Genomic DNA, 24560 nt, shown 5'->3' with positions numbered 1-24560 from the left:
TGAAGAATATTGACAAAACCTTACACTGAAAAGTAACACAGGCTGGTATTTCAAATGAATTTCTCATTGAAATACCAGCCCGCTCATTAGCTTAAAGATAATTTATTAAAATTTAACCAAATTTTATCTATGCGACTACGGCGTCTGACTTTTTGGCCACCAAGGTCAAAATATCATAAGACGCCACCAGTTCATTATCCTGATTCGTCACTTCCACATCCCAGGCCACCACTCCCTGCCCCACACCTTTGGCATCTTTCTTTTGCCTGTCTATCTTGCGCTTGCAAGTCAGGCGTGCACGGATGGTGTCGCCTATGCCTACCGGTTTGATGAAACGCAGGGTATCGAGGCCATAGTTGGCCAGGACAGGGCCAGGTGCCGGAGATACAAATAAACCGGCAGCTGCCGAGAGCACAAAATAACCATGAGCAATCCGTTTGCCAAAAGGGCTTTCTTTGGCAGCGATCTCATCAAAATGCATGTAAAAAAAATCGCCCGATAATCCACCAAAGGCAACGATATCGGCTTCACTGACAGTGCGCCTGTGTGTCAGTAGGGACATGCCAATCTGCAGGTCTTCAAAATAGCGGCGGAAAGGATGGACATCAGATTCCAGTACAACCGCACCACGTACATGCTCTGCCGTCACTGCTGCCAGCATGGTGGGCGAACCCTGCACGGCAGCTCTTTGCAGATAATGTTTGACAGCGCGGCTGCCCCCCAATTCCTCACCTCCCCCGGCACGGCCGGGACCACCGTGCTTCAATTGCGGCAAGGGGGATCCATGGCCGGTTGATTCTGGCGCTGACTCTGCATTCAAGATCATCAGGCGCCCATGTCGTGCCGCCATATGCGGTATCGCCATGGCGGAGATATGCGGGTCTTTGGTGACCAGGGTAGCTACCAGGCTGCCGTTGCCTTTTGCTGCCAGCGTCAGGGCTTCCCGCATGTCCTGATAAGGCATCAGGGTCGTCACTGGGCCGAAGGCTTCTATCTCGTGTACTGCTGAATTTTCCATAGGCCGGCGGCAGACGATCAGGGTCGGTGAGACAAAAGCGCCCTGCTCCAGCCCTTCACCCTGCATTTGCACAGGCACTGTGCCACCGCAGATGATTTGATTGCCCGCTGCCAGCTGCTCAATGCTGGCGAGTACATCATGCTGCTGGGCGCGACTGGCTAGCGGCCCCATGCGCACACCATCAAGACGTGGGTCGCCAACGACGGTTTTTTCCAGCCTGGCGCGTATTTTTTCTGCCACCACATCCAGTTGTGCAGCAGGCACCATGGCCCTGCGTATGGCCGTGCATTTTTGCCCGGCCTTGGCTGTCATTTCACGCACAACTTCTTTGACGTACAGATCCAGCTCCTCGTCACCAGCCATCACATCCAGCCCGAGTATTGCGCAATTCAGTGAATCGGCTTCGGCATTGAAGGGGATGGAACGGCGCACGATATTTGGATGTACCTTCAATTGTGCTGCCGTGGCAGCAGAACCGGTGAAGGTGACGACATCGGTTTCTTCCAGCAGATCGAGCAGGTTTCCGGTGGAACCGATGATCAGTTGCAGGCTGCCCTCCGGCAGCAAGCCACTGGCATGAATTTGCCGGACCAGTGCCTCGGTCAGATACGAGGTCGCTGTCGCCGGTTTGACTATGCAAGGCATACCTGCCAAAAAACAGGGCGCAAATTTTTCCAGCAAACCCCAGATTGGAAAATTGAAGGCATTGATATGCACTGCGACACCCTGACGCGGCACCAGGATATGCGTACCAGAAAAATGCCCCTGTTTGCCCAGTGGCATGGCCGGGCCTTCGTGCACCACATTCCCGGACGGGAATTCATTCGTGCCTATGCTGGCGTAGGCAAAGACGGTACCTGCGCCACCTTCTATATCTATCCAGCTATCACTACGCGTTGCCCCGGTGTGGGATGAAATTACGTATAGCTCTTCCTTGTGTTCAGTCAGGTATTTGGCCAGGGTGCGCAAGATGGCTGCACGTTGCTGGAAGTCCAGCGCCAGCAAGTTTTTCAGGCCAGTCTGCCTTGCATAAGTCAGCGCTGCGCCAAAGTCCAGGGCATCGGCATGGCTGGCGTAAATCGCACTGCCATCAATGGCGCTATGCAGGACTTGTTGCGGCTCTGCACCTGTCCATACACCTGCTATCCAGCTTTGCAAAATTTTCATGGATTACTCTCTTAAATAATCAGATATTCAGGATCAGGACTTGGTGCCATCAGGTCTTGGTACTATATGTTGGCAAGCCTGCCGCCAGCGCAATGCGTGGGCGATTTTCTTCGACTGCAGTCAACGCTTCCACTTCCTGCATGCTGGCGAGTGAGCGTCTGGTCAGTGCATGATATTGCGCCGTGCCTTCGGTCTTCCATGCAATTTCTTCATCGCGCAAAACACGCGCAATGCGTGCTGGTGCACCCATGACCAGGCTGCGTGGCGGTACATCCATACCAGCTTTGACAAAGGACATGGCAGCGACGATGGATGATTCACCAACGACTGCCTTATCCATGACCACAGCATTCATGCCCACCATGGCATTTTTACCTATGCGGCAACCATGCAATACTGCGCCATGGCCAATATGCCCATCCTGCTCTACCACTGTGTCGCTGTCAGGGAAGCCATGTATGACACAGGTATCCTGCACATTCGCACCTTCTTCCAGAACGATACGGCCAAAGTCCCCACGCAGGCTGGCAGAGGGTCCTATATAACAGCCAGGTCCAACGATCACATCGCCTATCAGCGTGGCGCTGGGGTGCACGTAGGCGCTGGGATGCACCACCGGTATCAGGCCATCGATTGCATATATAGTCATGCCGCTTCCTTGGCTTCAGGCACGTTCGATGATGAGTGCAATGCCCTGCCCTACGCCTATGCACATCGTGCACAGGGCATAGCGGCCATTGATACGCTCCAACTGGTTCAGTGCTGTCGTTACCAGACGCGCGCCGGATGCACCTAGTGGATGACCTATCGCTATCGCACCGCCATTCGGATTCACATGTGCAGCATCATCAGCCAGGCCGAGATCACGTGTTACTGCGAGTCCTTGTGCTGCAAAGGCTTCATTAAGTTCGATGACATCCATCTGCGCCAGATTCAAACCAGTCTGCGCCAGCAATTTACGTGTTGCCGGTGATGGGCCAAAACCCATGATGCGTGGTGCCAGGCCCGCTGTCGCCATACCGACGATACGTGCACGTGGTGTCAGGCCATGCTGTTTTACTGCAGCATCTGACGCCAGCAATAAAGCGCAAGCACCGTCATTGACGCCAGATGCATTGCCAGCAGTGACTGTGCCATCTGGTTTGACCACGCCTTTAAGGCGGGCCAGCATGGCGATATCTGTATCCGGACGTGGGTGTTCATCGGTTGTGAACAAAATGGCCTCGCCCTTTTTTTGCGGGATGCTGACGGGGATGATTTCCCCGGCAAAAAAACCGGCAGCGTGGGCTACCGCCCAGCGTTGCTGGCTGCGCAGAGCAAAGGCATCTTGGTCAACGCGATTGATGCCAAATTGTTCGGCAACATTTTCTGCGGTTTCGGGCATGGAATCTATGCCGTATTTTGCCTTCATCAAGGCATTCACAAAACGCCAACCTATCGTCGTATCTTCTATTTTTGCTGCACGTGAAAAAGCGCTGTCGGCCTTGGCCATGACAAAGGGTGCGCGCGTCATGCTTTCTACACCGCCAGCAATAATCAGTGATGCTTCTCCAGATTTAATGGCACGCCCGCCTATGCCTATCGCATCCAGGCTGGAGCCACATAAACGGTTGATGGTATTGGCTGGTACATCGACGGGTAAACCTGCCAGCAGTGCGGCCATGCGACCTACATTGCGGTTATCCTCACCGGCCTGGTTGGCGCAACCGTAATACACGTCATCTACCATTTTCCAGTCTACGCCAGCATTGCGTTCCATCAATGCCTTGATCGGCAAGGCTGCCAGGTCATCGGTACGTATGCTGGCCATGGCACCGCCGTAACGGGCGAATGGGGTTCTGACAGCGTCACATATCCATGCTTCCATATTTTTGTCTTCCTTTTATTTTATTTGCTTTGAATGCTCAAGCCTTCTTGCGATTGTCAACTACACGCCTGGCCTTGCCGACCATGGTGCGTTCTATGCTATTGGCGGGCAGTATGCTGACATGGCAACTGACACCGATAAAGGTCTTGATATGATGCTCTAGCTGCTGGTGCAATTGCTTCACATCGTGCTCTGACAAAGTGCCTGATACTTCAGGCCGCAGTTCAGCTACGATATCAAGCTTGTCCATATGACCTTCACGCGTCACTACGAGTTGATATTGCGGTGCCAGTTGTGGATGTCTGAGTATCAGTTCTTCTACTTGTGTAGGGAATAAATTCACGCCACGGATAATAAGCATGTCATCAGAGCGACCAGTGATCTTGCCCATGCGACGCATGGATCTTGAAGTCGGTGGAAGCAGACGCGTAAGGTCACGGGTGCGGTAACGTATGACGGGAAAAGCTTCCTTGCTCAGAGAGGTAAATACCAGTTCACCCTCTTCACCATCGGGCAAAACTTCTCCCGTTTCAGGATTGATAATCTCCGGGTAAAAATGGTCTTCCCATATCACCGGACCATCTTTGCTTTCTATGCATTCACTGGCAACGCCTGGCCCCATGACTTCTGACAAGCCGTAGATATCAACGGCATCAATACCTGCCCGTGTTTCGATTTCACTGCGCATGGCATCGGTCCACGGTTCCGCGCCAAAGATGCCGATACGCAAGGAGGTGTTGGCAGCGTCGATGCCCTGGCGCGTCATTTCTTCTATGATATTGAGCATATAGGAAGGTGTGACCATGATGATGGATGGCTGAAAATCCTGTATCAGTTGCACCTGTTTTTCCGTCTGCCCGCCAGACATGGGGATGACTGTACACCCCAGTCGCTCTGCACCATAATGCGCACCCAGACCACCAGTGAACAGACCATAACCGTAGGAGACTTGCACGATATCACCAGCACGGCCACCAGCAGCACGGATAGAGCGCGCCACCAGGTCCGCCCAGTGATCAATATCTTTTTGCGTGTAACCAACCACCGTTGGTTTGCCTGTGGTGCCACTGGATGCATGCACCCTGACCACTTTTTCACGCGGTACGGCAAACATACCAAAAGGATAGTTGTCGCGTAAATCCTTCTTGCCAGTGAAAGGAAACTTCGCCAGGTCAGCCAGGTTTTTCAAATCATCTGGATGTACGCCCGCTGCATCAAAACTGGTGCGGTAATGCGGGACGTTGTCATACACGTGTTGCAAGGTCCATTTCAGTCGCTGCAATTGCAAAGCCTGAAGTTCATCTTTACTGGCCGTTTCTATTGCGTCCAGACCCGTAGCTATTTTTCTGTCTGTGTTGTCTGCCATGTTTGTCTCCTGCGCACTTAGTTTGATCGTGGTTTTATGTATGATGGCTAAACAAAGCTCAATTTGGAATTGCGTTTTCCTCTAATACCAGACCTGGTACGACTTCCGCATTCAGCTTATGCGACTTGCCACGGAACAGCGCGATCAATTGGCCATGCTGATTCGTCAGGCGCGCATCGTAGATGCCGGTGCGGCCAGTCAATGATTGTTCTGTCGCCGTCGCGGTGATGACATCACCCTCGCGCCCTGGTGACAGAAATTCTATGCTGCATCCGGCCGCAACAGTTACCTGATTCCGGCTGTTGCAGGCAAAGGCAAATGCACTGTCGGCCAGGGTAAACAAATACCCACCGTGACAAGTCTTGTGCCCGTTCAGCATGTCGGGCCTGATCATCATGCTGAGTGATGCTGTCCCTTCAGCTACATGCACTATCTGCATATCCAGACCGCGCGTTGCGGCATCGCTAGCGAACATGGCGGCGGCAGTGAGTTCTGCCATGTGCTGGCTGTCTTTGGCAAATTGCATGGTCTCTGTGCTCATCTATGCTTTTCCTTGGGTAGATCAAACTTACTTGCCAACAAACTGGGGGGTGCGCTTCTCTACAAACGCAGCAACACCTTCACGATAGTCCTGACTTTGTCCCAGTTCACGCATCATATTGGTCTCCAGAGTCAATTGCTGCTCCAAAGTATGCTGCGGGCTGGCATAGATTGCCTGCTTTGTGAAGGCCAGCCCCTTGGTGGGGGCTGATGCAAAATGCTTGGCCATAGCCATGGCTTCAGCCTGCAACTGATCATCATCCACACACTTCCAGATCAGGCCCCATTGCTCTGCCTGTTCGGCACTGATTTTGCCGCCCAACATGGCTGCGCCCATGGCTCTGGCTGTGCCCAGGGCGCGTGGCAAGAAGTATGTGCCGCCAGTATCTGGTATCAGACCCAGTTTGCAAAAGACTTCAACAAAACTGGCAGAACGCGCCGCCAATACGATGTCGCAAGCCAGCGGCAGGTTGGCACCAGCACCGGCTGCTACGCCATTCACTGCGCAAATAACCGGGATGGGCAACGCGCGCAAGGCAAGTACCAGCGGCGCATAATATTTTTCTACTGACTCACCTAGGTCAGGTGGCGCAGCGTCGACCGCATTGTCTCCCTTTACGGCACGATCAGATAAATCCTGGCCCGCACAAAAGCCGCGCCCGGCACCGGTCAATACCAGGACGCGCACCGAAGCATCAGCCCGCAATTTTTCTAGAGCATCCTGAATTTCCAGATGCATGGCAACGTTGAAACTATTGAGTTTTTCAGGACGGTTCAGGGTCAGGTGGGCTATGCCTTCGCCGATGTAAAACAGGATGTGGGAATAGTCCATTCAATTCTCGCTATCAAAATCCAGGGTCAGGGTATCGCTGACCGGGAAACTCTGGCAGGTCAGCACAAATCCGCGTGCTACTTCATAATCTTCCAGGGCGTAATTCCTGTCCATATCGACCTTGCCTTCCACGACTTTGGAGCGACAGGTAGAACACACACCGCCCTTGCAGGAATAACGCATATCATGCCCCAGCTTCAGGGCGGCATCCAGTACAGATTCCTTGTCTTTTTCCATGTCAAAATGCGTGTGATGACCATCCATGATAATCGTCACGGCACAGGATGATTTACCTGGCAAAGGCTTGGCGCTGGCGACATGCCGGTGCGCCGGTATGCTGGCGGCAAACAACTCGACCTTGATCTGCTCTTTCGCCATGCCACGCTGCTGCAGGGCTGCGCTGACGGCATGCATCATTTCTTCCGGCCCGCAGATAAAGGCGGCATCCATGTCGTCTACACTTATCCATCGGTCAAACAAGTTCAGGCATTTTTCAGCAGTGATGCGGCCATTAAACAAGTCTATGTCCTGCTGCTCGCGGCTCATGATGTAAATCAGGTTCAAGCGCTGCAGATAGCTGTCTTTCAGCGCTGCCAATTCTTCCTTGAACATGACTGTCGATGATGCCCGATTGCCATACACCAGAGTAAATTTGCTGTGCGGTTCTGTCTGCAGCGTAGTCTTGATGATGGACAGCAAAGGCGTGATGCCACTACCTGCGGCAAATGCAAGATAATGCTTTTCATGTTCCGCAGCCAGCGGCAAATTGAAATGCCCCATGGCGGGCATGACTTCGATCTCCATACCTGTACGCACGCAGTCATGTACCCAGTTGGAAAATGCACCACCCAGCACGCGCTTGATGGCAACCCGCAATTGCCCATCCTGCACAGCAGAACAAATAGAGTACGAGCGCCGCACATCTTCTCCTGCGATCTTGGCGCGCAAGGTCAGGTGCTGTCCTTCGCGATAGGTAAACTGCGTCTGCAAATCGGCTGGCACGGCAAAGCTCAAGACTACAGCATCACGGGTTTCTGGTCGTATCTGGCTGACTGTCAGTGGGTAAAATTTGCTCATGAATTGTCGTCTCCTTTTATGCTTTTTATTTTTATTATTCGCTCAGTGCGGTTTGAAATAATCAAAAGGTTCCAGGCAAGCCTTGCATTTATACAGCGCCTTGCAAGCAGTTGATCCAAACTGGCTGACCAGTTGGGTATCGACAGAACCACATTGCGGGCAAGCGATGGCGGGCTGTACTTCGCGATAACGTTGTATGGAGGAGATATCCACTACCTGTTGCTGTGGCGGTGCGATGCCATAGCCGCTGAGCTTTTGCTTGCCAGCTTCTGTCATCCAGTCGGTACTCCAGGCGGGCGACAATTGATAAACAATTCTGGGCGGTTTGATGCCATGTGCCTGCAAAGTCTCAGCTATTTCTTCGGCAATCACATCCATGGCCGGGCAGCCAGAATAAGTGGGGGTAATCGTGATGACACACTCGCCCCCCAGCCATTCCACTGCACGGATAATGCCCAGGTCCGTCACCGAAATGACCGGGATTTCCGGGTCCCTGACCTCTCCCAGCCATTGCCATATCTGCCCTGTGCTTGCAGATGGATTTTCCCCATAGTCCATGGCAGAAACTACCATTGCGCCCCCGGATAGGCACGCTGCAGAAACTGCATTTCTGCCAGCAGGTAACCCATGTGTTCAGTATGCACACCTTGCTTGCCACCCTTTTGCATCCAGCTATTAGCGTCTGGCAGGCGCAAGGTGGCCGCATGCATTACATCGGCCAGATAGGTATCCCAGGCGGCTCTCAGATCGGAATGCAATGGAGCTATGCCTGCCTCATGCATGGCGACGTCTATCTCATCATCCATAAACATTTCGCCAGTGAAGCGCCACAATTCTTCTAGAGCGGTCTGCATCATTTTCTGACTCAATTCAGTACCATCACCCAGACGTACCACCAGATCGCTGCTGCGGCGTAAATGGTAAGTGACTTCTTTCAGTGATTTTTCTGCGATGGCGGCAATCTGCTGATCCGTGGATTGCTTCAGTGCTTGCAGATAATGGTAATGCCAGGTATCAAACAGGAATTGCCGCATCAGGGTATCGGCATAATTACCGTTAGGCTGTTCGAGCAACAAGAGATTATGAAAGTCGTGGGCATCCCGCAAGAACGCCAAATCATCTTCTGTGCGGCCCTTGCCTTCCAGCTCTGCAGCATAGGCATACCAGAGCCTGGCCTGGCCCATTAAATCCAGCGCTACATTGGTCAATGCCATGTCCTCTTCCAGCGCAGGGCCCTTGCCGCACCATTGCGACAGGCGCTGGCTGAGTATCATGGCATTATCTGCCAGACGCAAAACGTGGTTGAACTTGTCATTGAGCTTATGATTGAACTCGTTCTCTGACATCTCAATTCTCCAGAATTATTTAGCTATGATGTATAGACAGAGTTCAATTACAGATTCTTGACTTCATCCGGCATGGGAAAGAAGGTCGGATGACGATATACCTTGCTGTTTGATGGCTCAAACAAAGCTTCTTTATCGCCAGGGCTGCTGGCAAAAATATCACCAGCACGTGCCACCCAGATGCTGACGCCTTCATTGCGACGTGTGTAGACATCACGCGCGTGGTTGATCGCCATTTCGGCATCCGGAGCATGCAGGCTTCCCACATGTTTATGCGCCAAGCCATGCTGGCTGCGGATAAATACTTCCCACAAGGGCCATTCTTTGCTCATGATCTGTCTCCTGCTCTCTTATATATTTTTTTATGCGCTCTTTTTGTGTTGTTGCTGCTTGTCGGCATGGGCCTGCAAGGCATCACGGAACCACGCGCCGTCGTCATAGGCCTTGACACGGGTACGCAGACGTTCGCGGTTGCAGGGCCCATTGCCTTTCAAGACCTGGTAAAACTCTTCCCAGTTAATTTCACCAAAATCATAATGGCCACGTTCTTCATTCCATTTGATGGCAGGATCAGGCAGTTCCAGGCCCAGGTATTCAATCTGCGGCACAGTCTGGTCTACCATGCGCTGACGCAGTTCATCATTGGAAAAAAGCTTGATACGCCATTGCGCAGATTGAGCGCTATTCACCGATGCTGCATCAGACGGGCCAAACATCATCAGAGCTGGCCACCAGTAGCGATTCAATGCATCTTGCGCCATGGCTTTTTGTTCTGCTGTGCCACGGCACAAGGTCATCATGATGTCGTAACCCTGGCGCGCATGGAAGGATTCTTCCTTGCAGACGCGTATCATGGCACGTGAATATGGACCGTAAGAACAGCGGCACAAAGGTATCTGGTTGATGATGGCTGAGCCATCAACCAGCCATCCTATCGCACCCATATCAGCCCAACTCAGGGTCGGGTAATTGAAGATGCTAGAATACTTGGCTTTACCGGAATGCAGGTCGGCCAGCAGCTCATCGCGTGACACACCCAGAGTTTCGGCAGCGCTGTAAAGATACAGACCATGCCCTGCCTCATCCTGGATTTTTGCCAGCAAGATGGCTTTGCGTTTTAAGGTGGGAGCGCGGGTAACCCAGTTGCCTTCTGGCAGTTGACCAACTATTTCGGAATGCGCATGCTGGGAGATTTGTCGTATCAATGTTTTTCTATAGGCATCCGGCATCCAGTCTTTGGCTTCAATACGGATACCGGCATCGATGCGCTCCTGGAAAGCACGCTCGGCATCGCTCAACTCTTCTGCAGTTTTGAGCTTGCTCAAGCCGGTCTCGACTAATTGTGCATACATGAAACACTCCTTGGCATCCTGAGGATGCGAACATGGAAGATTGATCTGCGTCAAACAATTATATGATACAGTTTTTATTAATGTTTAAGTTTTTTTGTATCATTTTAATTTTTTGAGGGATTTACCCCTCATCAGCTACACCATAGGTAAAATCTGGACAACAACCAATACTTACATACCATCACTTACACAGCCGCATGCAGACCAGCACTGCCATCCAAACCTGGATAGACCAGCAACTTACCAATAATCCACCAAGGGCAAAATCCCTGGTGATGACGGTCTTTGGCGATGCCATTGCCCCGCATGGCGGTACGATATGGCTAGGTAGTTTAATCTCATTAATGAGTCATTTTGGCATTAATGACAGATTAGTACGCACCAGCGTGTTCAGACTGGCCGAAGAAGGCTGGCTGGAAGCCAGACGGGATGGCCGGCGCAGCACTTATCAACTGGCAACCGCAAGCTATGCCAGGTTCCAGCATGCCTACAAGCGCGTGTATGTGCCACAAACGGGCAAATGGGATCACTACTGGACCCTGGTCATCATGAGTGGCGACGATACCTCCACCGGCAATAAAGCCAGCCTGAAAAAAGAATTGCTGTGGGAAGGTTTTCGCATGATCAATGCCGGTGTATTTGCCCATCCCCAGGCAGATACTGCAGCCCTGCAAAATGTGTTGGGACGAAATGGCTTCGCGGGATTATGTACGGTTTGCCGCACCAGTGATTTAAACTTGCCCAATGCCCGCCCGCTACCATCACTGATCGCCAGCCATTGGCAACTCGATGAAGTGAATATCGCCTACAAGAATTTTATTGAAGCATTCTCGCCTCTGAAAAAACTAGTGCAAGGACAAAATTTGCCTGAGCACGCGGCCTTTGTTATTCGCAGTCTGTTGATACATAGCTTCCGTCGCACCCAACTGCACGATCCCAACTTACCAAGCAGCTTGCGACCTGAGGGTTGGCTAGGTGATGAGGCATACCGGTTATGCCGTGATCTTTACCGGGCCTGTTTCCGGCCAGCAGAAAATTTATTGAGCCAGGCACTTGATCCTGAACATCGACAAGATGGCGGTTTGAGTTTACAGGAAAGGTTTGGCGGGCTTTTTTAAAGCCATAAATTTGGTTTATATCATTTTGGCTTGCTTAGTTGCTTAGTATTAAAAGCACGCGCGCGTTGAAGTACCCGCTTATAGTCACGTCTTAGGCAGTTGCTCGGCAAGCGCAACTTATGCCCTCAGCTACCCGGATATAAGCCAGGTTATACGTATTCTCATACTGCATTTCGCCAATCAGCTCTGCCGCGTGTTCACGCATGCGGGCAACGACAGTATCAATTCCATCGACAGCAAACATGATGCGGTGCAGACCAAGCGTGTTCACCGGCGCATTTGCCGCCCAAAATCTGATCGCGTCCCTTCAGTTAAAACAATCATGAGAACCTCGATACACGCATCTAACGCAAAGACTTGAACAGCAAATTTGCCGACAATACTGTCGATGCAGGTAGTGAGTCGCCCAGGTTGCAAGAGAGCCAGCCTCAAATTCGTCGCTCCAGCGCAGGCTGGAGCCCAGCGTCGTTGGTTGACGGGACGTGCGGTGAGGAAGAGAACGTTTCAGCAATGGGGAAATAGAGAACCTGAGCCCCAGAGTAAAAGCAGAAATTTCTCTCTATTCTTGCCTTTCTCAGTGCCCCTCTGTGTCTCCGTGCCTCTGTGTTGAGAGGTCTTGACGTAGTTTTTGTTTGCTACGGCCCGATGCATTTCCGTTCGCGCAAAAGCAAAACCCCCACACAATAGCTTGTGTGGGGGTATGCGGAATAAAAGCCTGACGATAACCTACTTTCACACTGGTTGCAGCACTATCATTGGCGCGTAATCGTTTCACGGTCCTGTTCGGGATGGGAAGGGGTGGTACCGATTAGCTATGGTCATCAGGCATAACTTGTTGATTCGTTGATCGCTACGTTGTTTTGTAGCTGGCAACAAATCCAATTCAGAAGAAGTTAAGTAGAGTGTGCGATCTTATTCGCACTAATCAAATTTGTTTTGTTACCCCAAGCGAGACCATCGCTTGAGGTAGTGGTTGTGACTGCTGTCGAACTTGCCTGCTGTTTCCACAGCTAGCACATTTCGCAAACACTTCACAATACTTGTCGTAGCCTATTACCTGCTAAGGTTATAGGGACAAGCCTTACGGGCAATTAGTACTGGTTAGCTTAATGCATTACTGCACTTCCACACCCAGCCTATCAACGTCCTGGTCTCGAACGACCCTTTAAAGAGATCAAGTCTCTGGGAAGTCTCATCTTAAGGCGAGTTTCCCGCTTAGATGCTTTCAGCGGTTATCTCTTCCGAACATAGCTACTCGGCAATGCCACTGGCGTGACAACCGATACACCAGAGGTTCGTCCACTCCGGTCCTCTCGTACTAGGAGCAGCCCCCTTCAAACTTCCAACGCCCACGGCAGATAGGGACCAAACTGTCTCACGACGTTTTAAACCCAGCTCACGTACCACTTTAAATGGCGAACAGCCATACCCTTGGGACCGGCTACAGCCCCAGGATGTGATGAGCCGACATCGAGGTGCCAAACTCCCCCGTCGATATGAACTCTTGGGAGGAATCAGCCTGTTATCCCCAGAGTACCTTTTATCCGTTGAGCGATGGCCCTTCCATACAGAACCACCGGATCACTATGTCCTACTTTCGTACCTGCTCGACTTGTCAGTCTCGCAGTTAAGCACGCTTATGCCATTGCACTATTAGCACGATGTCCGACCGTACCTAGCGTACCTTCGAACTCCTCCGTTACACTTTGGGAGGAGACCGCCCCAGTCAAACTGCCTACCATGCACTGTCCCCGACCCGGATAACGGGCCAAGGTTAGAACCTCAAATAAACCAGGGTGGTATTTCAAGGATGGCTCCACGCAAACTGGCGTCCACGCTTCAAAGCCTCCCACCTATCCTACACAGATCGATTCAAAGTCCAATGCAAAGCTACAGTAAAGGTTCATGGGGTCTTTCCGTCTAGCCGCGGGTAGATTGCATCATCACAAACATTTCAACTTCGCTGAGTCTCGGGAGGAGACAGTGTGGCCATCGTTACGCCATTCGTGCAGGTCGGAACTTACCCGACAAGGAATTTCGCTACCTTAGGACCGTTATAGTTACGGCCGCCGTTTACTGGGACTTCAATCAAGAGCTTGCACCCCATCATTTAATCTTCCAGCACCGGGCAGGCGTCACACCCTATACGTCCACTTTCGTGTTTGCAGAGTGCTGTGTTTTTATTAAACAGTCGCAGCCACCAGTTTATTGCAACCCCTTCGTCCTTCTGCCGCAGGGCAGTCAAACTACAAGGGCGTACCTTATCCCGAAGTTACGGTACCAATTTGCCGAGTTCCTTCTCCCGAGTTCTCTCAAGCGCCTTAGAATACTCATCTCGCCCACCTGTGTCGGTTTGCGGTACGGTCTCGTATGACTGAAGCTTAGAGGCTTTTCTTGGAACCACTTCCGATTGCTTCGTGAATTAATTCACTCGTCTCAACCCCTTGAATTACGCTGCCGGATTTGCCTAACAGCCTTCTCCAGGTTAAAAACCGACTATTCCAACAGTCGGACAACCTTCCGCGATCCGTCCCCCCATCGCATCATACGACGGTGCAGGAATATTAACCTGCTTCCCATCAGCTACGCATCTCTGCCTCGCCTTAGGGGCCGACTCACCCTGCTCCGATGAACGTTGAACAGGAAACCTTGGGCTTACGGCGTGGAGGCTTTTCACCCCCATTATCGCTACTCATGTCAGCATTCGCACTTCTGATACCTCCAGCAACCTTTACAAGTCACCTTCGCAGGCTTACAGAACGCTCTCCTACCATATCCATAAGGATATCCGCAGCTTCGGTGTATAGCTTAGCCCCGTTACATCTTCCGCGCAGGACGACTCGATCAGTGAGCTATTACGCTTTCTTTAAAGGGTGGCTGCTTCTAAGCCAACCTCCTGACTGTTTTAGCCTTCCCACTTCGTTTTCCACTTAGCTATACTTTGGGACCTTAGCTGGCGGTCTGGGTTGTTTCCCTCTTGACACCGGACGTTAGCACCCGATGTCTGTCTCCCAAGCTCGCACTCAACGGTATTCGGAGTTTGCAATGGTTTGGTAAGTCGCGATGACCCCCTAGCCATAACAGTGCTCTACCCCCGTCGGTGATACTTGAGGCACTACCTAAATAGTTTTCGGAGAGAACCAGCTATTTCCAAGTTTGTTTAGCCTTTCACCCCTACCCACAGCTCATCCCCTAATTTTTCAACATTAGTGGGTTCGGTCCTCCAGTGCGTGTTACCGCACCTTCAACCTGGCCATGAGTAGATCACTTGGTTTCGGGTCTACACCCAGCGACTGATTCGCCCTATTCGGACTCGATTTCTCTACGGCTTCCCTATGCGGTTAACCTTGCCACTGAATGTAAGTCGCTGACCCATTATACAAAAGGTACGCAGTCACGGAACAAGTCCGCTCCTACTGTTTGTATGCACACGGTTTCAGGTTCTATTTCACTCCCCTCCCGGGGTTCTTTTCGCCTTTCCCTCACGGTACTGGTTCACTATCGGTCGATATCGAGTATTTAGCCTTGGAGGATGGTCCCCCCATGTTCAGACAGGATTTCTCGTGTCCCGCCCTACTTGTCGCAAACTTAGTTCCACACCGATGATTTCATATACGGGGCTATCACCCTCTATGGCCGGAGTTTCCAATCCGTTTTATTATCAAAGATGCTAAATCTTGCAGGCTCTTCCCATTTCGCTCGCCACTACTTTGGGAATCTCGGTTGATTTCTTTTCCTGTAGCTACTTAGATGTTTCAGTTCGCCACGTTCGCTTTGCAACCCTATGTATTCAGGTTGCAATGACCTTACGGCCGGGTTTCCCCATTCGGAAATCTGCGGATCAATGTGTGTTTGCTCACTCCCCGCAGCTTATCGCAAGCTACTACGTCCTTCATCGCCTGATATCGCCAAGGCATCCACCATGTGCACTTAGTCACTTGTCCCTATAACGTTAGCTTCTGGTGTCTGTTATCGAATCTCTTCAATCCCAGGTTCATCACCAAAAACCGGTTATAGTTCTTTACTACTTATGAGTATTACTTTAGCGTTTGCCGTATCTCAAGGAATTTGATTTTTTCTAAAACTTGTCTTTCGACAGCTTTTTCAAACTCGCTTTTTAATACTATGTTTGTTCGATACAATCACAACCCTTCCATAAATTCGATTAGCTCGTCATTGCTGACTCACCAACCTCTCTTTACAGAAATAATTTTGATTATTTCTACTTTACTTCTTCTAAATTGTTAAAGAACGAGAACTACTTATTACTATGTCTTTCGCTTTGAAAGTACAAACCTAAATCTCTGTGCTCTATTCTTACTATGCACTGACTTACGTTTGCACTGTCGAGATCTTGTGGTGGGTCTGGTTGGGCTCGAACCAACGACCCCCGCGTTATCAACACGGTGCTCTAACCAACTGAGCTACAGACCCGATTCCTATTACTTCTACCAGAATCTTGGTGGAGGATGACGGGATCGAACCGACGACCCCCTGCTTGCAAAGCAGGTGCTCTCCCAGCTGAGCTAATCCCCCTTTTCGGGAACATGATCTCTTACCTGTGTTCTCTGTTCATTATCATTAACAGTCAATAAGTGTGGACACTTAACTACGCGCTACTCTAGAAAGGAGGTGATCCAGCCGCACCTTCCGATACGGCTACCTTGTTACGACTTCACCCCAGTCACGAACCCTGCCGTGGTAATCGCCCTCCTTGCGGTTAAGCTAACTACTTCTGGCAGAACCCGCTCCCATGGTGTGACGGGCGGTGTGTACAAGACCCGGGAACGTATTCACCGCGACATGCTGATCCGCGATTACTAGCGATTCCAACTTCATGTAGTCGAGTTGCAGACTACAATCCGGACTACGATACACTTTCTGGGATTAGCTCCCCCTCGCGGGTTGGCGGCCCTCTGTATGTACCATTGTATGACGTGTGAAGCCCTACCCATAAGGGCCATGAGGACTTGACGTCATCCCCACCTTCCTCCGGTTTGTCACCGGCAGTCTCATTAGAGTGCCCTTTCGTAGCAACTAATGACAAGGGTTGCGCTCGTTGCGGGACTTAACCCAACATCTCACGACACGAGCTGACGACAGCCATGCAGCACCTGTGTAAAGGTTCTCTTTCGAGCACTCCCAAATCTCTTCGGGATTCCTTCCATGTCAAGGGTAGGTAAGGTTTTTCGCGTTGCATCGAATTAATCCACATCATCCACCGCTTGTGCGGGTCCCCGTCAATTCCTTTGAGTTTTAATCTTGCGACCGTACTCCCCAGGCGGTCTACTTCACGCGTTAGCTGCGTTACCAAGTCAATTAAGACCCGACAACTAGTAGACATCGTTTAGGGCGTGGACTACCAGGGTATCTAATCCTGTTTGCTCCCCACGCTTTCGTGCATGAGCGTCAGTGTTATCCCAGGGGGCTGCCTTCGCCATCGGTATTCCTCCACATATCTACGCATTTCACTGCTACACGTGGAATTCTACCCCCCTCTGACACACTCTAGCCTTACAGTCTCCAATGCAGTTCCCAGGTTGAGCCCGGGGATTTCACATCAGACTTATAAAACCGCCTGCGCACGCTTTACGCCCAGTAATTCCGATTAACGCTTGCACCCTACGTATTACCGCGGCTGCTGGCACGTAGTTAGCCGGTGCTTATTCTTCAGGTACCGTCATTAGCATTCCGTATTAGGAAACACCGTTTCTTCCCTGACAAAAGAGCTTTACAACCCGAGGGCCTTCTTCACTCACGCGGCATTGCTGGATCAGGGTTGCCCCCATTGTCCAAAATTCCCCACTGCTGCCTCCCGTAGGAGTCTGGACCGTGTCTCAGTTCCAGTGTGGCTGGTCGTTCTCTCAAACCAGCTACTGATCGTCGCCTTGGTAGGCTTTTACCCTACCAACTAGCTAATCAGATATCGGCCACTCCATGAGCACGAGGTCTTGCGATCCCCCGCTTTCATCCTTAGATCGTATGCGGTATTAGCGTAACTTTCGCTACGTTATCCCCCACTCTAGGGTATGTTCCGATATATTACTCACCCGTTCGCCACTCGCCGCCAGGTTGCCCCGCGCTGCCGTTCGACTTGCATGTGTAAGGCATGCCGCCAGCGTTCAATCTGAGCCAGGATCAAACTCTTCAGTTTAATCTCTGTTTTGTGTTCATTTCTGAACTGTGTCATGTGACTGACACATCGCTCACTCAAAATACTGACAGTTCAATGACTCATCTCTGAATCATCGTCTTGCTTTGTTATTTCTTGTGAACACTTGCTATATTATTTAAGCATTCCATTCAACCTAGATCGAATGGTGCGCTTCACCAAGTGCCCACATTTATTGACTGTTAATTGTTAAAGAACCTAAATCTTTTCTACCTAACCGGACTACTTATTCATCCAGTTTTGCGTCGCAGCGTTGTGTGCGTCAGCAGCAGAGAAACGAGATTATGAAGCACTTCTTTTTATCTGTCAACACCCTGTTTTTATTTCGCTTAGATTAAATTTTTTAGAATCAATCTCAACTACTGCAGGATATTTTCAGACCCCGGCTTTCCGCGTTATTTCTTTCGCTCAAACCGAGAATTACTTCACTTTCTGCCCCGCTCTTCAGCGGGAGGCGAACTATAGCAAATTCCCCACCTGTTTTGCAAGAGAAATTTTCTTTATCAGCCAAACTTTCAAAAAATGAATTACGCTTCTATATGGATGAGCAAACTGAAGTAAGGCAATGAATTATTCACTCTTTGATGACGCCAGCAATATACGGCCCTGGACAGAAACTATCTGTGAAGGTGCTGCGATACTCAGGCACTTTTCAGTGAATCGCGAGGCCGCATTACTGGATGGCATAAAGCAAATACTAAGCGCGCACCCTTTCCGGCAAATGCGCACGCCTAATGGCCACCATATGTCAGTCGCGATGACTTGCTGCGGAGAGGTGGGATGGGTATCCGATAGCGATGGCTATCGCTACAGCGCTTATGATCCGGAAAATGGAGAACCCTGGCCTGCGATGCCAGATAGTTTTTATTCACTGGCTGTGCAAGCGGCGCAAGAAGCTGGCTTTCCCGGCTTTACTCCAGACAGTTGCCTGATCAATCAATATCAGGTGGGGTCACGCCTTAGTCTTCATCAGGATAAGGACGAAAAGAAATTTGGTGCACCTATCGTGTCCTTCTCACTGGGCATACCAGCGACATTTCTTTTTGGTGGCATGCAACGCAGTGATACTGTCCAGCGCTATCATCTGGCACATGGTGATGTGGTAGTCTGGGGCGGCCCTGCCAGATTGCGTTACCATGGCGTAGCAGCCATCAAGGAAGCGGCGCATCCACTCCTGGGAACACAAAGAATCAATCTGACCTTCCGTCAGGCTACATAAACAGGGCGGCACTTTATCTCACCGCCAAATAACAAGACAAAAAATCTCATATGCCATTTTCGCTAGATAATCTCTTAGTCATAGGAATTTCCTCCCGCGCCCTGTTTGATCTGGAAGCGGAAGAGACGATTTTTCAGGAGCAAGGCCTGGATGCCTATCGTCAGCATCAACTCAAGGAAGAAAACAGTATCCTAAAACCAGGTGCAGCTTTTGCCCTGGTAAAAGCCTTATTGAAACTTAATGAGCTGATGCCTGGCCACAAGCTGGTGGAAGTGGTCATTATGTCGCGCAATTCGTCCGAAACTTCTTTGCGCATATTTAATTCCATCGCCCACTATGGCCTGGATATTACACGCGCAGCCTTATCGGGCGGATCACCACTGGCACCCTACTTGCTGGCTTTTAATGTCAGCCTGTTTTTATCCCTGCATGAAGACGATGTGCAAGCCGCCATCAATTCAGGTGTTGCGTCGGCGATGTTATATCGGCTACCGGAAAATGCCGCTGACCCTGAGCAAATTCGCATTGCCTTTGATGGTGATGCGGTTATTTTCTCAGATGAATCTGAACGCATATACCAGGAACAAGGGGTGGAAGCCTTTGAGCAGCATGAGAGAGAAAATGCCCTGAAACCTTTGCCGGAAGGCCCATTCGCCAGATTGCTGCTGGCTTTATCGTATCTGCAGAATAATTTCAAAACGCCGGATGGTCGTGCCTTTCCACTGCGAACTGCGCTGGTGACCGCACGCGCCTCCCCCGCTCATGAAAGAGTGATACGCACATTGCGCGCCTGGAACATCGCAATTGATGAAACCTTCTTCATGGGAGGCGTCAACAAGTCTGCTGTCCTGGCCGCCTTCAAGCCGCATATGTTTTTTGATGATCAGCATGGTCATTGCCTGCATGCGTCGAATGTTGTGCCAACTGGCCGCGTGCCAGTAAGGCAAACCAATTAGATCTGCAAAAAACGAAAAGCCAGCCTTGCAACAGGCTGGCTTTTTTTACTTCAGATGGCAAATTAACGCTGCGCTACCGCATCTACCACACACAAAGCAGTCATATTGACGATACGGCGCACCGTTGCCGATGGCGTCAAAATATGCACAGGCTTGGCACAACCCAGCAAGATAGGACCAATCGCAACATTATTACCTGCCGTTGTCTTCAACAGGTTATAGGCAATATTTGCTGCATCAATATTTGGCATGACGAGCAAATTGGCGTCGCTCTTCAATGTTGAATCCGGCATCATTTTCTTGCGATAGCTGGTATCAAGTGCTGTATCGCCATGCATTTCACCATCTACCTCAAGGTCAGGTGCATCACGCTGAATAATCGCCAGCGCCGCACGCATTTTTTGCGCGGATTCGCTATTGCTGGAACCGAAATTCGAGTGAGACAGTAAGGCAGCTTTTGGCAACAAACCAAAGCGGCGCATTTCTTCTGCTGCCAAAATCGTGATTTCGGCAATTTGCTCCGCTGTCGGATTTTCATTGACATGCGTATCAACCAGCACCAATTGACGGTCTGGCAACACCAGGCCATTCATGGCGGCATAGACATTCACGCCTTCACGCTTGCCCAGTACCTGATTGATGTAATTCAGATGCAGGCCAGTCGTACCAAAGGTGCCACAGATCATGCCGTCAGCATCACCTTTATGGATCATCATGGCACCGATGAGTGAATGACGGCGACGCATTTCCAGTTTGGCATATTGCTCTGTCACACCTTTGCGGGCAGTCATCTGATGATAGGTCTGCCAGTAGTCGCGATAGCGATCATCCTGCTCAGGGTTGATGACTTGAAAATCTACGCCCGCCTTTAGACGCAAACCGAATTTTTCTATGCGCTGGTCAAGGATGTGAGGGCGACCTACCAATATCGGTGCAGCCAGTTTCTCATCGACGATAACCTGTACGGCGCGCAATACTTTTTCTTCTTCACCTTCGGCATAGACGATACGTTTGCGGTCAGCAGGTGCTTTTTTGGCAATCTGGAACAGTGGCTTCATGAACGTGCCGCTGTGATACACGAATTGCTGCAGCTTTTCTACATACGCCTGCATGTCCTGGATAGGACGCGCCGCCACGCCGCATTCTTCTGCTGCACGGGCAACAGCGGGGGCAATCTTGATCATCAAACGGGGATCAAACGGCTTGGGTATCAGGTATTCAGGGCCAAAGGACAGGTTGCTGATGCCATACGCAGAAGCGACGACGTCTGATTGCTCAGCCTGGGCCAGTTCAGCAATTGCGTGCACAACCGCGATTTCCATTTCACGTGTGATCGTTGTTGCACCGCAATCCAGAGCGCCACGGAAAATATAAGGGAAGCACAGGACATTATTAACCTGGTTAGGGAAATCAGAACGTCCGGTCGCCATGATGGCATCATCACGCACAGCCTTGACTTCATCAGGCAGGATTTCTGGCGTAGGGTTGGCCAAGGCCAGGATCAAAGGATTCGGCGCCATCAACTTGACCATATCCTGCTTCAAGACACCCGCAGCAGACAAACCAAGGAAGATATCTGCATCAGGGATCACATCGCGCAAGCTACGAGCCGATGTCTCTTGCGCAAAACGTTCTTTGTCCGGGTCCATCAACTCGACACGGCCTTTATAAACTACGCCTGCCAGATCGGTAACAAAGATATTTTCGAGTGGGAAGCCGAGATCAACGATCAAATCCAGGCAGGCCAGCGCTGCGGCACCGGCACCAGACACCACTAATTTGGTGGTTTTGATGGTTTTACCTACGACTTTCAAACCATTCAGGATCGCCGCACCAACGATGATCGCCGTACCGTGCTGGTCATCATGGAAGACCGGTATCTTCATGCGTTCACGCAGTTTGCGTTCTATATAGAAGCATTCCGGTGCCTTGATATCTTCCAGGTTGATACCGCCAAATGTAGGCTCCAGGGAAGCGATGATATCGACCAGTTTATCTGGGTCAGATTCGGCGATTTCTATATCGAACACATCAATACCGGCAAACTTCTTGAACAGCACGCCCTTGCCTTCCATGACCGGCTTTGACGCCAGTGGGCCAATATTACCCAGGCCAAGTACCGCAGTGCCGTTGGTGATCACTCCAACCAGGTTACCCCGGGCAGTGTATTTAAATGCAGCAGTCGGGTCAGCGACGATTTCTTCACAGGGGGCAGCAACTCCGGGGGAGTACGCCAGGGCCAGATCACGCTGATTCGTCAGTTGTTTGGTCGGTGTAACGCTGATTTTGCCCGGAGTCGGGCACTCATGATATTCCAGCGCTGCCTGGCGCAATTGTTGACGTATTTGCTCTTTTTGATCTGACGAATCCATGTGCTTGACCTTCTTTCTATTTTTTTGCTTACGGAAATCTTACTGATAGAGATTCTAGCAGAGGGAACCCTCTAACTTTATACGTATTTGTACGACTCTTATGCTTTTCTGACATAACCAAATGCAATTTATTCTGCTAAGCAAAAATACATAGCTTTTAACTATTAAATCAATAAAATCAATTATCTTTTCAAATCAATTATTAAAATCTATTATCTGTCTCACGTTGATAGCAAATGCAAACAACACCGCAAATAACCAAGGAGAGCATTATGAGCACCCAGGCAAACCCATCCGTCACTATCCAGAACCTCGAAGCCGCTTTTGCGGGCGAATCCATGGCCCATATCAAATACCGCTATTTCGCCAAACTGGCACGCGAAGCTGGCGCAATTGACATTGCAGAAGCATTTGAAGCGACCGCTGATCAGGAAGTCATGCACGCTTTTGGTCATCTGGACTTGCTGTATCCCAAAACCCAATTGACGCCACAACGCGCTTTGGAAATTGCTATCGAAGGTGAAACCTATGAATACACAGAAATGTACCCAAAATTCCGCCATCTCGCTGTGGAAGAAGGCAACCATGCTGCTGTCGCTGAATACGATGAGCAAATCGCAGAATCTAAGGAGCACGCTGAAAACTTTAAGCGGACTTTAGAAATCGCCGCTAAACGCTTTGCCGCATTGGCCAAAGTAGAAGAGCGTCATGCCAATCATTATCGTGCCGTGCTCGAAGCCAATCAGGCCTGAGCACCCGAAAAACGTTTAATCAAAAATACAGAGGACACCATGAAAACTTACCAATGCATCGTATGCGGCTTTATCTATGAAGAATCCAAAGGCTTGCCAGAAGAAGGCATCGCCGCAGGCACACGCTGGGATGATATTCCAGCCGACTGGGAATGCCCTGATTGTGGCGTCGCCAAAGCTGATTTTGACATGATAGAAATCTGAGGTAGTCATGAAACCCATCGCCATCATCGGCTCCGGCCTGGCTGGCTATACAGTCGCCAGAGAATTTCGCAAGCTCGATAAAACTACACCCTTGCTGATCATCACTGGTGATGATGGCTGCTTTTATTCCAAGCCCATGCTCTCGAACGCCTTTGCCATGGGCAAGCAGCCGCAACAATTGCAAAGCAAAACGGCAGATCAGATGGCAGCGGAATTGACTGCCACCATCCTGACCAAAACTCTGGTGAGCGGCATCAATACAGTTGCGCAGACCATACATACCAAGATGGGAGACTTTGAGTATGCCCAACTGGTGCTGGCGCCAGGTGCGCAAGCGATACGTTTGCCCATCGCCGGAAGCGCTGCTGACCAGGTTTTATCGGTCAATAACCTGACTGATTACGCAGTGTTCCGCGACAAGCTGGCGCAGGCTGGCGACAAGGCGAGGGTCACCATACTGGGTGCAGGTTTGATAGGTTGTGAATTCAGCGATGATTTAGCCAGTGCCGGTCATGAAGTTACCTTGATAGATCCAAACATCCTGCCACTCGCTGCGCTGGCACCAACCGCCATTTCGCAAGGCTTGCATGCCGCACTAAATGCAAAAGGTGTACAGCTCAAACTGGGCAGCACTGCCAGTCAGATTGATATGCTGGATAATAGCTTGCAGGTGACGCTGTCCAATGGCGAAAGCTTCAACACTGACGTCGTCCTGTCGGCAGTCGGCTTGCGCGCAGATATACGCCTGGCACAGGCAGCGCAGTTGCACACAGACCGCGGCATTATCATCAATGAGTATGGCCAGACCAGCGTGCCCGAGATATTCGCGCTTGGAGATTGTGCGCAGTACAAGCAAGCAGATGGCAGCCAAAGCCTGATGCCCTATGTCGCCCCCATCATGACTGCAGCGCGGGCAATTGCGCTAAGTCTGACAGGCCAACTGACCAGCATAGACATGAAACCAGCCGCAGTGCTGGTCAAAACACCCAGCTACCCCGTTGCATTGATCCCGCCAGCATTTGCGGCCAGCAAATCAGGCGCGTGGGAATCAAATCATGCGGACGGTGTCACCATCAGCCGCTACTTTGACGAGGGCAAAAAATTGCATGGTTTTGCAGTTGCCCCGCAAGATGCCAAATCGAGAAATGCACTGATTGCAGAATTGATAGAAGCACAAGCAACGCGGCTGAACTGATGCGGCC

General features: G+C 50.8%; 19 protein-coding genes, 2 tRNA genes and 3 rRNA genes. 6 read left to right on the top strand and 18 right to left on the bottom strand.

What is annotated here, in order from left to right; all coding sequences use genetic code 11:
- Window positions 1-127: 127 nt before the first annotated feature.
- Genes paaZ through paaA form a run of 11 tightly spaced genes read right to left on the bottom strand, consistent with a single transcriptional unit; the run spans window position 128 to window position 10565 of the window.
- Entirely contained in the window at window positions 128-2185 is a 2058-nt protein-coding gene (gene paaZ / locus UNDKW_RS09525) for a phenylacetic acid degradation bifunctional protein PaaZ (RefSeq protein ID WP_162058500.1), read from the bottom strand.
- 49 nt (window positions 2186-2234) lie between these two features.
- Window positions 2235-2834, bottom strand: coding sequence for a phenylacetic acid degradation protein PaaY (locus UNDKW_RS09520; protein WP_162058499.1), 600 nt, complete (start codon window positions 2832-2834; stop codon window positions 2235-2237).
- Between the two features lie 15 nt (window positions 2835-2849).
- Window positions 2850-4052, bottom strand: a complete 1203-nt coding sequence (pcaF, locus tag UNDKW_RS09515) for a 3-oxoadipyl-CoA thiolase (RefSeq protein ID WP_162058498.1) — start codon at window positions 4050-4052, stop codon at window positions 2850-2852.
- 37 nt (window positions 4053-4089) lie between these two features.
- A complete protein-coding gene (gene paaK / locus UNDKW_RS09510) occupies window positions 4090-5418 on the bottom strand; it encodes a phenylacetate--CoA ligase PaaK (RefSeq protein ID WP_162058497.1) in 1329 nt (442 codons plus the stop codon).
- Window positions 5419-5476: 58 nt separating this feature from the next.
- Entirely contained in the window at window positions 5477-5959 is a 483-nt protein-coding gene (gene paaI / locus UNDKW_RS09505) for a hydroxyphenylacetyl-CoA thioesterase PaaI (RefSeq protein WP_162058496.1), read from the bottom strand.
- A 27-nt stretch (window positions 5960-5986) separates the two neighbouring features.
- Window positions 5987-6790, bottom strand: coding sequence for a 2-(1,2-epoxy-1,2-dihydrophenyl)acetyl-CoA isomerase PaaG (gene paaG / locus UNDKW_RS09500; RefSeq protein ID WP_162058495.1), 804 nt, complete (start codon window positions 6788-6790; stop codon window positions 5987-5989).
- Window positions 6791-7867, bottom strand: coding sequence for a 1,2-phenylacetyl-CoA epoxidase subunit PaaE (gene paaE / locus UNDKW_RS09495; RefSeq protein WP_162058494.1), 1077 nt, complete (start codon window positions 7865-7867; stop codon window positions 6791-6793).
- Window positions 7868-7909: 42 nt separating this feature from the next.
- Window positions 7910-8440: a 1,2-phenylacetyl-CoA epoxidase subunit PaaD gene (gene paaD / locus UNDKW_RS09490; RefSeq protein ID WP_232063321.1), complete on the bottom strand. Its 531-nt coding sequence runs from the start codon at window positions 8438-8440 to the stop codon at window positions 7910-7912.
- Complete coding sequence (gene paaC, locus UNDKW_RS09485; RefSeq protein WP_162058493.1) at window positions 8434-9213, bottom strand: 1,2-phenylacetyl-CoA epoxidase subunit PaaC; 780 nt, start codon at window positions 9211-9213, stop codon at window positions 8434-8436. The genes paaD and paaC overlap by 7 nt, the downstream gene beginning before the upstream one ends.
- A 47-nt stretch (window positions 9214-9260) precedes the next feature.
- Complete coding sequence (gene paaB, locus UNDKW_RS09480) at window positions 9261-9545, bottom strand: 1,2-phenylacetyl-CoA epoxidase subunit PaaB (RefSeq protein WP_110252930.1); 285 nt, start codon at window positions 9543-9545, stop codon at window positions 9261-9263.
- A 30-nt stretch (window positions 9546-9575) separates the two neighbouring features.
- Window positions 9576-10565, bottom strand: a complete 990-nt coding sequence (paaA, locus tag UNDKW_RS09475) for a 1,2-phenylacetyl-CoA epoxidase subunit PaaA (protein ID WP_162058492.1) — start codon at window positions 10563-10565, stop codon at window positions 9576-9578.
- Window positions 10566-10762: 197 nt separating this feature from the next.
- Between paaA and paaX the strand changes: the two genes are divergently transcribed.
- Window positions 10763-11683: a phenylacetic acid degradation operon negative regulatory protein PaaX gene (gene paaX / locus UNDKW_RS09470; RefSeq protein WP_162058491.1), complete on the top strand. Its 921-nt coding sequence runs from the start codon at window positions 10763-10765 to the stop codon at window positions 11681-11683.
- 91 nt (window positions 11684-11774) lie between these two features.
- Here paaX and UNDKW_RS09465 read toward each other — a convergent pair whose 3' ends face one another.
- The 6 genes from UNDKW_RS09465 to UNDKW_RS09440 form a co-directional block, all read right to left on the bottom strand.
- A complete protein-coding gene (locus tag UNDKW_RS09465; protein WP_197893130.1) occupies window positions 11775-11954 on the bottom strand; it encodes a hypothetical protein in 180 nt (59 codons plus the stop codon).
- 442 nt (window positions 11955-12396) lie between these two features.
- Window positions 12397-12509, bottom strand: a 5S ribosomal RNA gene (gene rrf / locus UNDKW_RS09460).
- Window positions 12510-12753: 244 nt separating this feature from the next.
- Window positions 12754-15627 (bottom strand): 23S ribosomal RNA (locus UNDKW_RS09455).
- A gap of 413 nt (window positions 15628-16040) precedes the next feature.
- Window positions 16041-16117 (bottom strand) — tRNA-Ile (locus UNDKW_RS09450).
- A 26-nt stretch (window positions 16118-16143) separates the two neighbouring features.
- Window positions 16144-16219: transfer RNA gene (locus UNDKW_RS09445), tRNA-Ala, on the bottom strand.
- Between the two features lie 89 nt (window positions 16220-16308).
- A 16S ribosomal RNA gene (locus UNDKW_RS09440) occupies window positions 16309-17837 on the bottom strand.
- Together the 16S, 23S and 5S rRNA genes with 2 tRNA genes alongside form the textbook arrangement of a ribosomal RNA operon.
- A 583-nt stretch (window positions 17838-18420) precedes the next feature.
- Here UNDKW_RS09440 and alkB point away from each other — a divergent pair.
- Window positions 18421-19074 (top strand): DNA oxidative demethylase AlkB, encoded by a 654-nt coding sequence (gene alkB / locus UNDKW_RS09435; RefSeq protein ID WP_162058490.1) that lies wholly within the window; start codon window positions 18421-18423, stop codon window positions 19072-19074.
- Window positions 19075-19124: 50 nt separating this feature from the next.
- Window positions 19125-20030, top strand: a complete 906-nt coding sequence (locus UNDKW_RS09430; RefSeq protein WP_162058489.1) for a 5'-nucleotidase — start codon at window positions 19125-19127, stop codon at window positions 20028-20030.
- Window positions 20031-20092: 62 nt separating this feature from the next.
- Here the strand turns inward: UNDKW_RS09430 and UNDKW_RS09425 are convergent, their stop codons facing one another.
- Window positions 20093-22402, bottom strand: a complete 2310-nt coding sequence (locus UNDKW_RS09425) for an NADP-dependent malic enzyme (protein ID WP_162058488.1) — start codon at window positions 22400-22402, stop codon at window positions 20093-20095.
- Window positions 22403-22674: 272 nt separating this feature from the next.
- Between UNDKW_RS09425 and UNDKW_RS09420 the strand changes: the two genes are divergently transcribed.
- From UNDKW_RS09420 to UNDKW_RS09410, 3 genes are read left to right on the top strand one after another with little or no spacing between them, the layout of a single operon-like run.
- Window positions 22675-23154: a rubrerythrin family protein gene (locus tag UNDKW_RS09420; protein WP_162058487.1), complete on the top strand. Its 480-nt coding sequence runs from the start codon at window positions 22675-22677 to the stop codon at window positions 23152-23154.
- Window positions 23155-23193: 39 nt separating this feature from the next.
- The gene (locus UNDKW_RS09415; RefSeq protein WP_110258335.1) at window positions 23194-23358 is read left to right on the top strand and encodes a rubredoxin; all 165 of its coding nucleotides are present in this window, start codon (window positions 23194-23196) and stop codon (window positions 23356-23358) included.
- Window positions 23359-23365: 7 nt separating this feature from the next.
- Window positions 23366-24553 carry an FAD-dependent oxidoreductase gene (locus tag UNDKW_RS09410; protein WP_162058486.1) on the top strand — a complete coding sequence of 396 codons (1188 nt, stop codon included), beginning with the start codon at window positions 23366-23368 and terminating at the stop codon, window positions 24551-24553.
- The last annotated feature ends 7 nt before the right edge of the window (window positions 24554-24560 follow it).

Source organism: Undibacterium sp. KW1 (genome assembly GCF_009937955.1).
In the GTDB taxonomy this organism is placed as follows: domain Bacteria; phylum Pseudomonadota; class Gammaproteobacteria; order Burkholderiales; family Burkholderiaceae_D; genus Undibacterium.
This window is presented reverse-complemented; position numbering and strand designations above follow the sequence as displayed.

Coding starts and splice junctions, on each gene's coding strand:
- pcaF (WP_162058498.1), bottom strand. CDS start 4,052: ATGGAAGCATGGATATGTGACGCTGTCAGAACCCCATTCGCCCGTTAC.
- UNDKW_RS09410 (WP_162058486.1), top strand. CDS start 23,366: ATGAAACCCATCGCCATCATCGGCTCCGGCCTGGCTGGCTATACAGTC.
- paaE (WP_162058494.1), bottom strand. CDS start 7,867: ATGAGCAAATTTTACCCACTGACAGTCAGCCAGATACGACCAGAAACC.
- paaI (WP_162058496.1), bottom strand. CDS start 5,959: ATGAGCACAGAGACCATGCAATTTGCCAAAGACAGCCAGCACATGGCA.
- alkB (WP_162058490.1), top strand. CDS start 18,421: ATGAATTATTCACTCTTTGATGACGCCAGCAATATACGGCCCTGGACA.
- paaC (WP_162058493.1), bottom strand. CDS start 9,213: ATGTCAGAGAACGAGTTCAATCATAAGCTCAATGACAAGTTCAACCAC.
- paaX (WP_162058491.1), top strand. CDS start 10,763: ATGCAGACCAGCACTGCCATCCAAACCTGGATAGACCAGCAACTTACC.
- paaD (WP_232063321.1), bottom strand. CDS start 8,440: ATGGTAGTTTCTGCCATGGACTATGGGGAAAATCCATCTGCAAGCACA.
- UNDKW_RS09430 (WP_162058489.1), top strand. CDS start 19,125: ATGCCATTTTCGCTAGATAATCTCTTAGTCATAGGAATTTCCTCCCGC.
- UNDKW_RS09425 (WP_162058488.1), bottom strand. CDS start 22,402: ATGGATTCGTCAGATCAAAAAGAGCAAATACGTCAACAATTGCGCCAG.
- paaB (WP_110252930.1), bottom strand. CDS start 9,545: ATGAGCAAAGAATGGCCCTTGTGGGAAGTATTTATCCGCAGCCAGCAT.
- paaZ (WP_162058500.1), bottom strand. CDS start 2,185: ATGAAAATTTTGCAAAGCTGGATAGCAGGTGTATGGACAGGTGCAGAG.
- paaG (WP_162058495.1), bottom strand. CDS start 6,790: ATGGACTATTCCCACATCCTGTTTTACATCGGCGAAGGCATAGCCCAC.
- UNDKW_RS09420 (WP_162058487.1), top strand. CDS start 22,675: ATGAGCACCCAGGCAAACCCATCCGTCACTATCCAGAACCTCGAAGCC.
- UNDKW_RS09415 (WP_110258335.1), top strand. CDS start 23,194: ATGAAAACTTACCAATGCATCGTATGCGGCTTTATCTATGAAGAATCC.
- paaA (WP_162058492.1), bottom strand. CDS start 10,565: ATGTATGCACAATTAGTCGAGACCGGCTTGAGCAAGCTCAAAACTGCA.
- UNDKW_RS09520 (WP_162058499.1), bottom strand. CDS start 2,834: ATGACTATATATGCAATCGATGGCCTGATACCGGTGGTGCATCCCAGC.
- paaK (WP_162058497.1), bottom strand. CDS start 5,418: ATGGCAGACAACACAGACAGAAAAATAGCTACGGGTCTGGACGCAATA.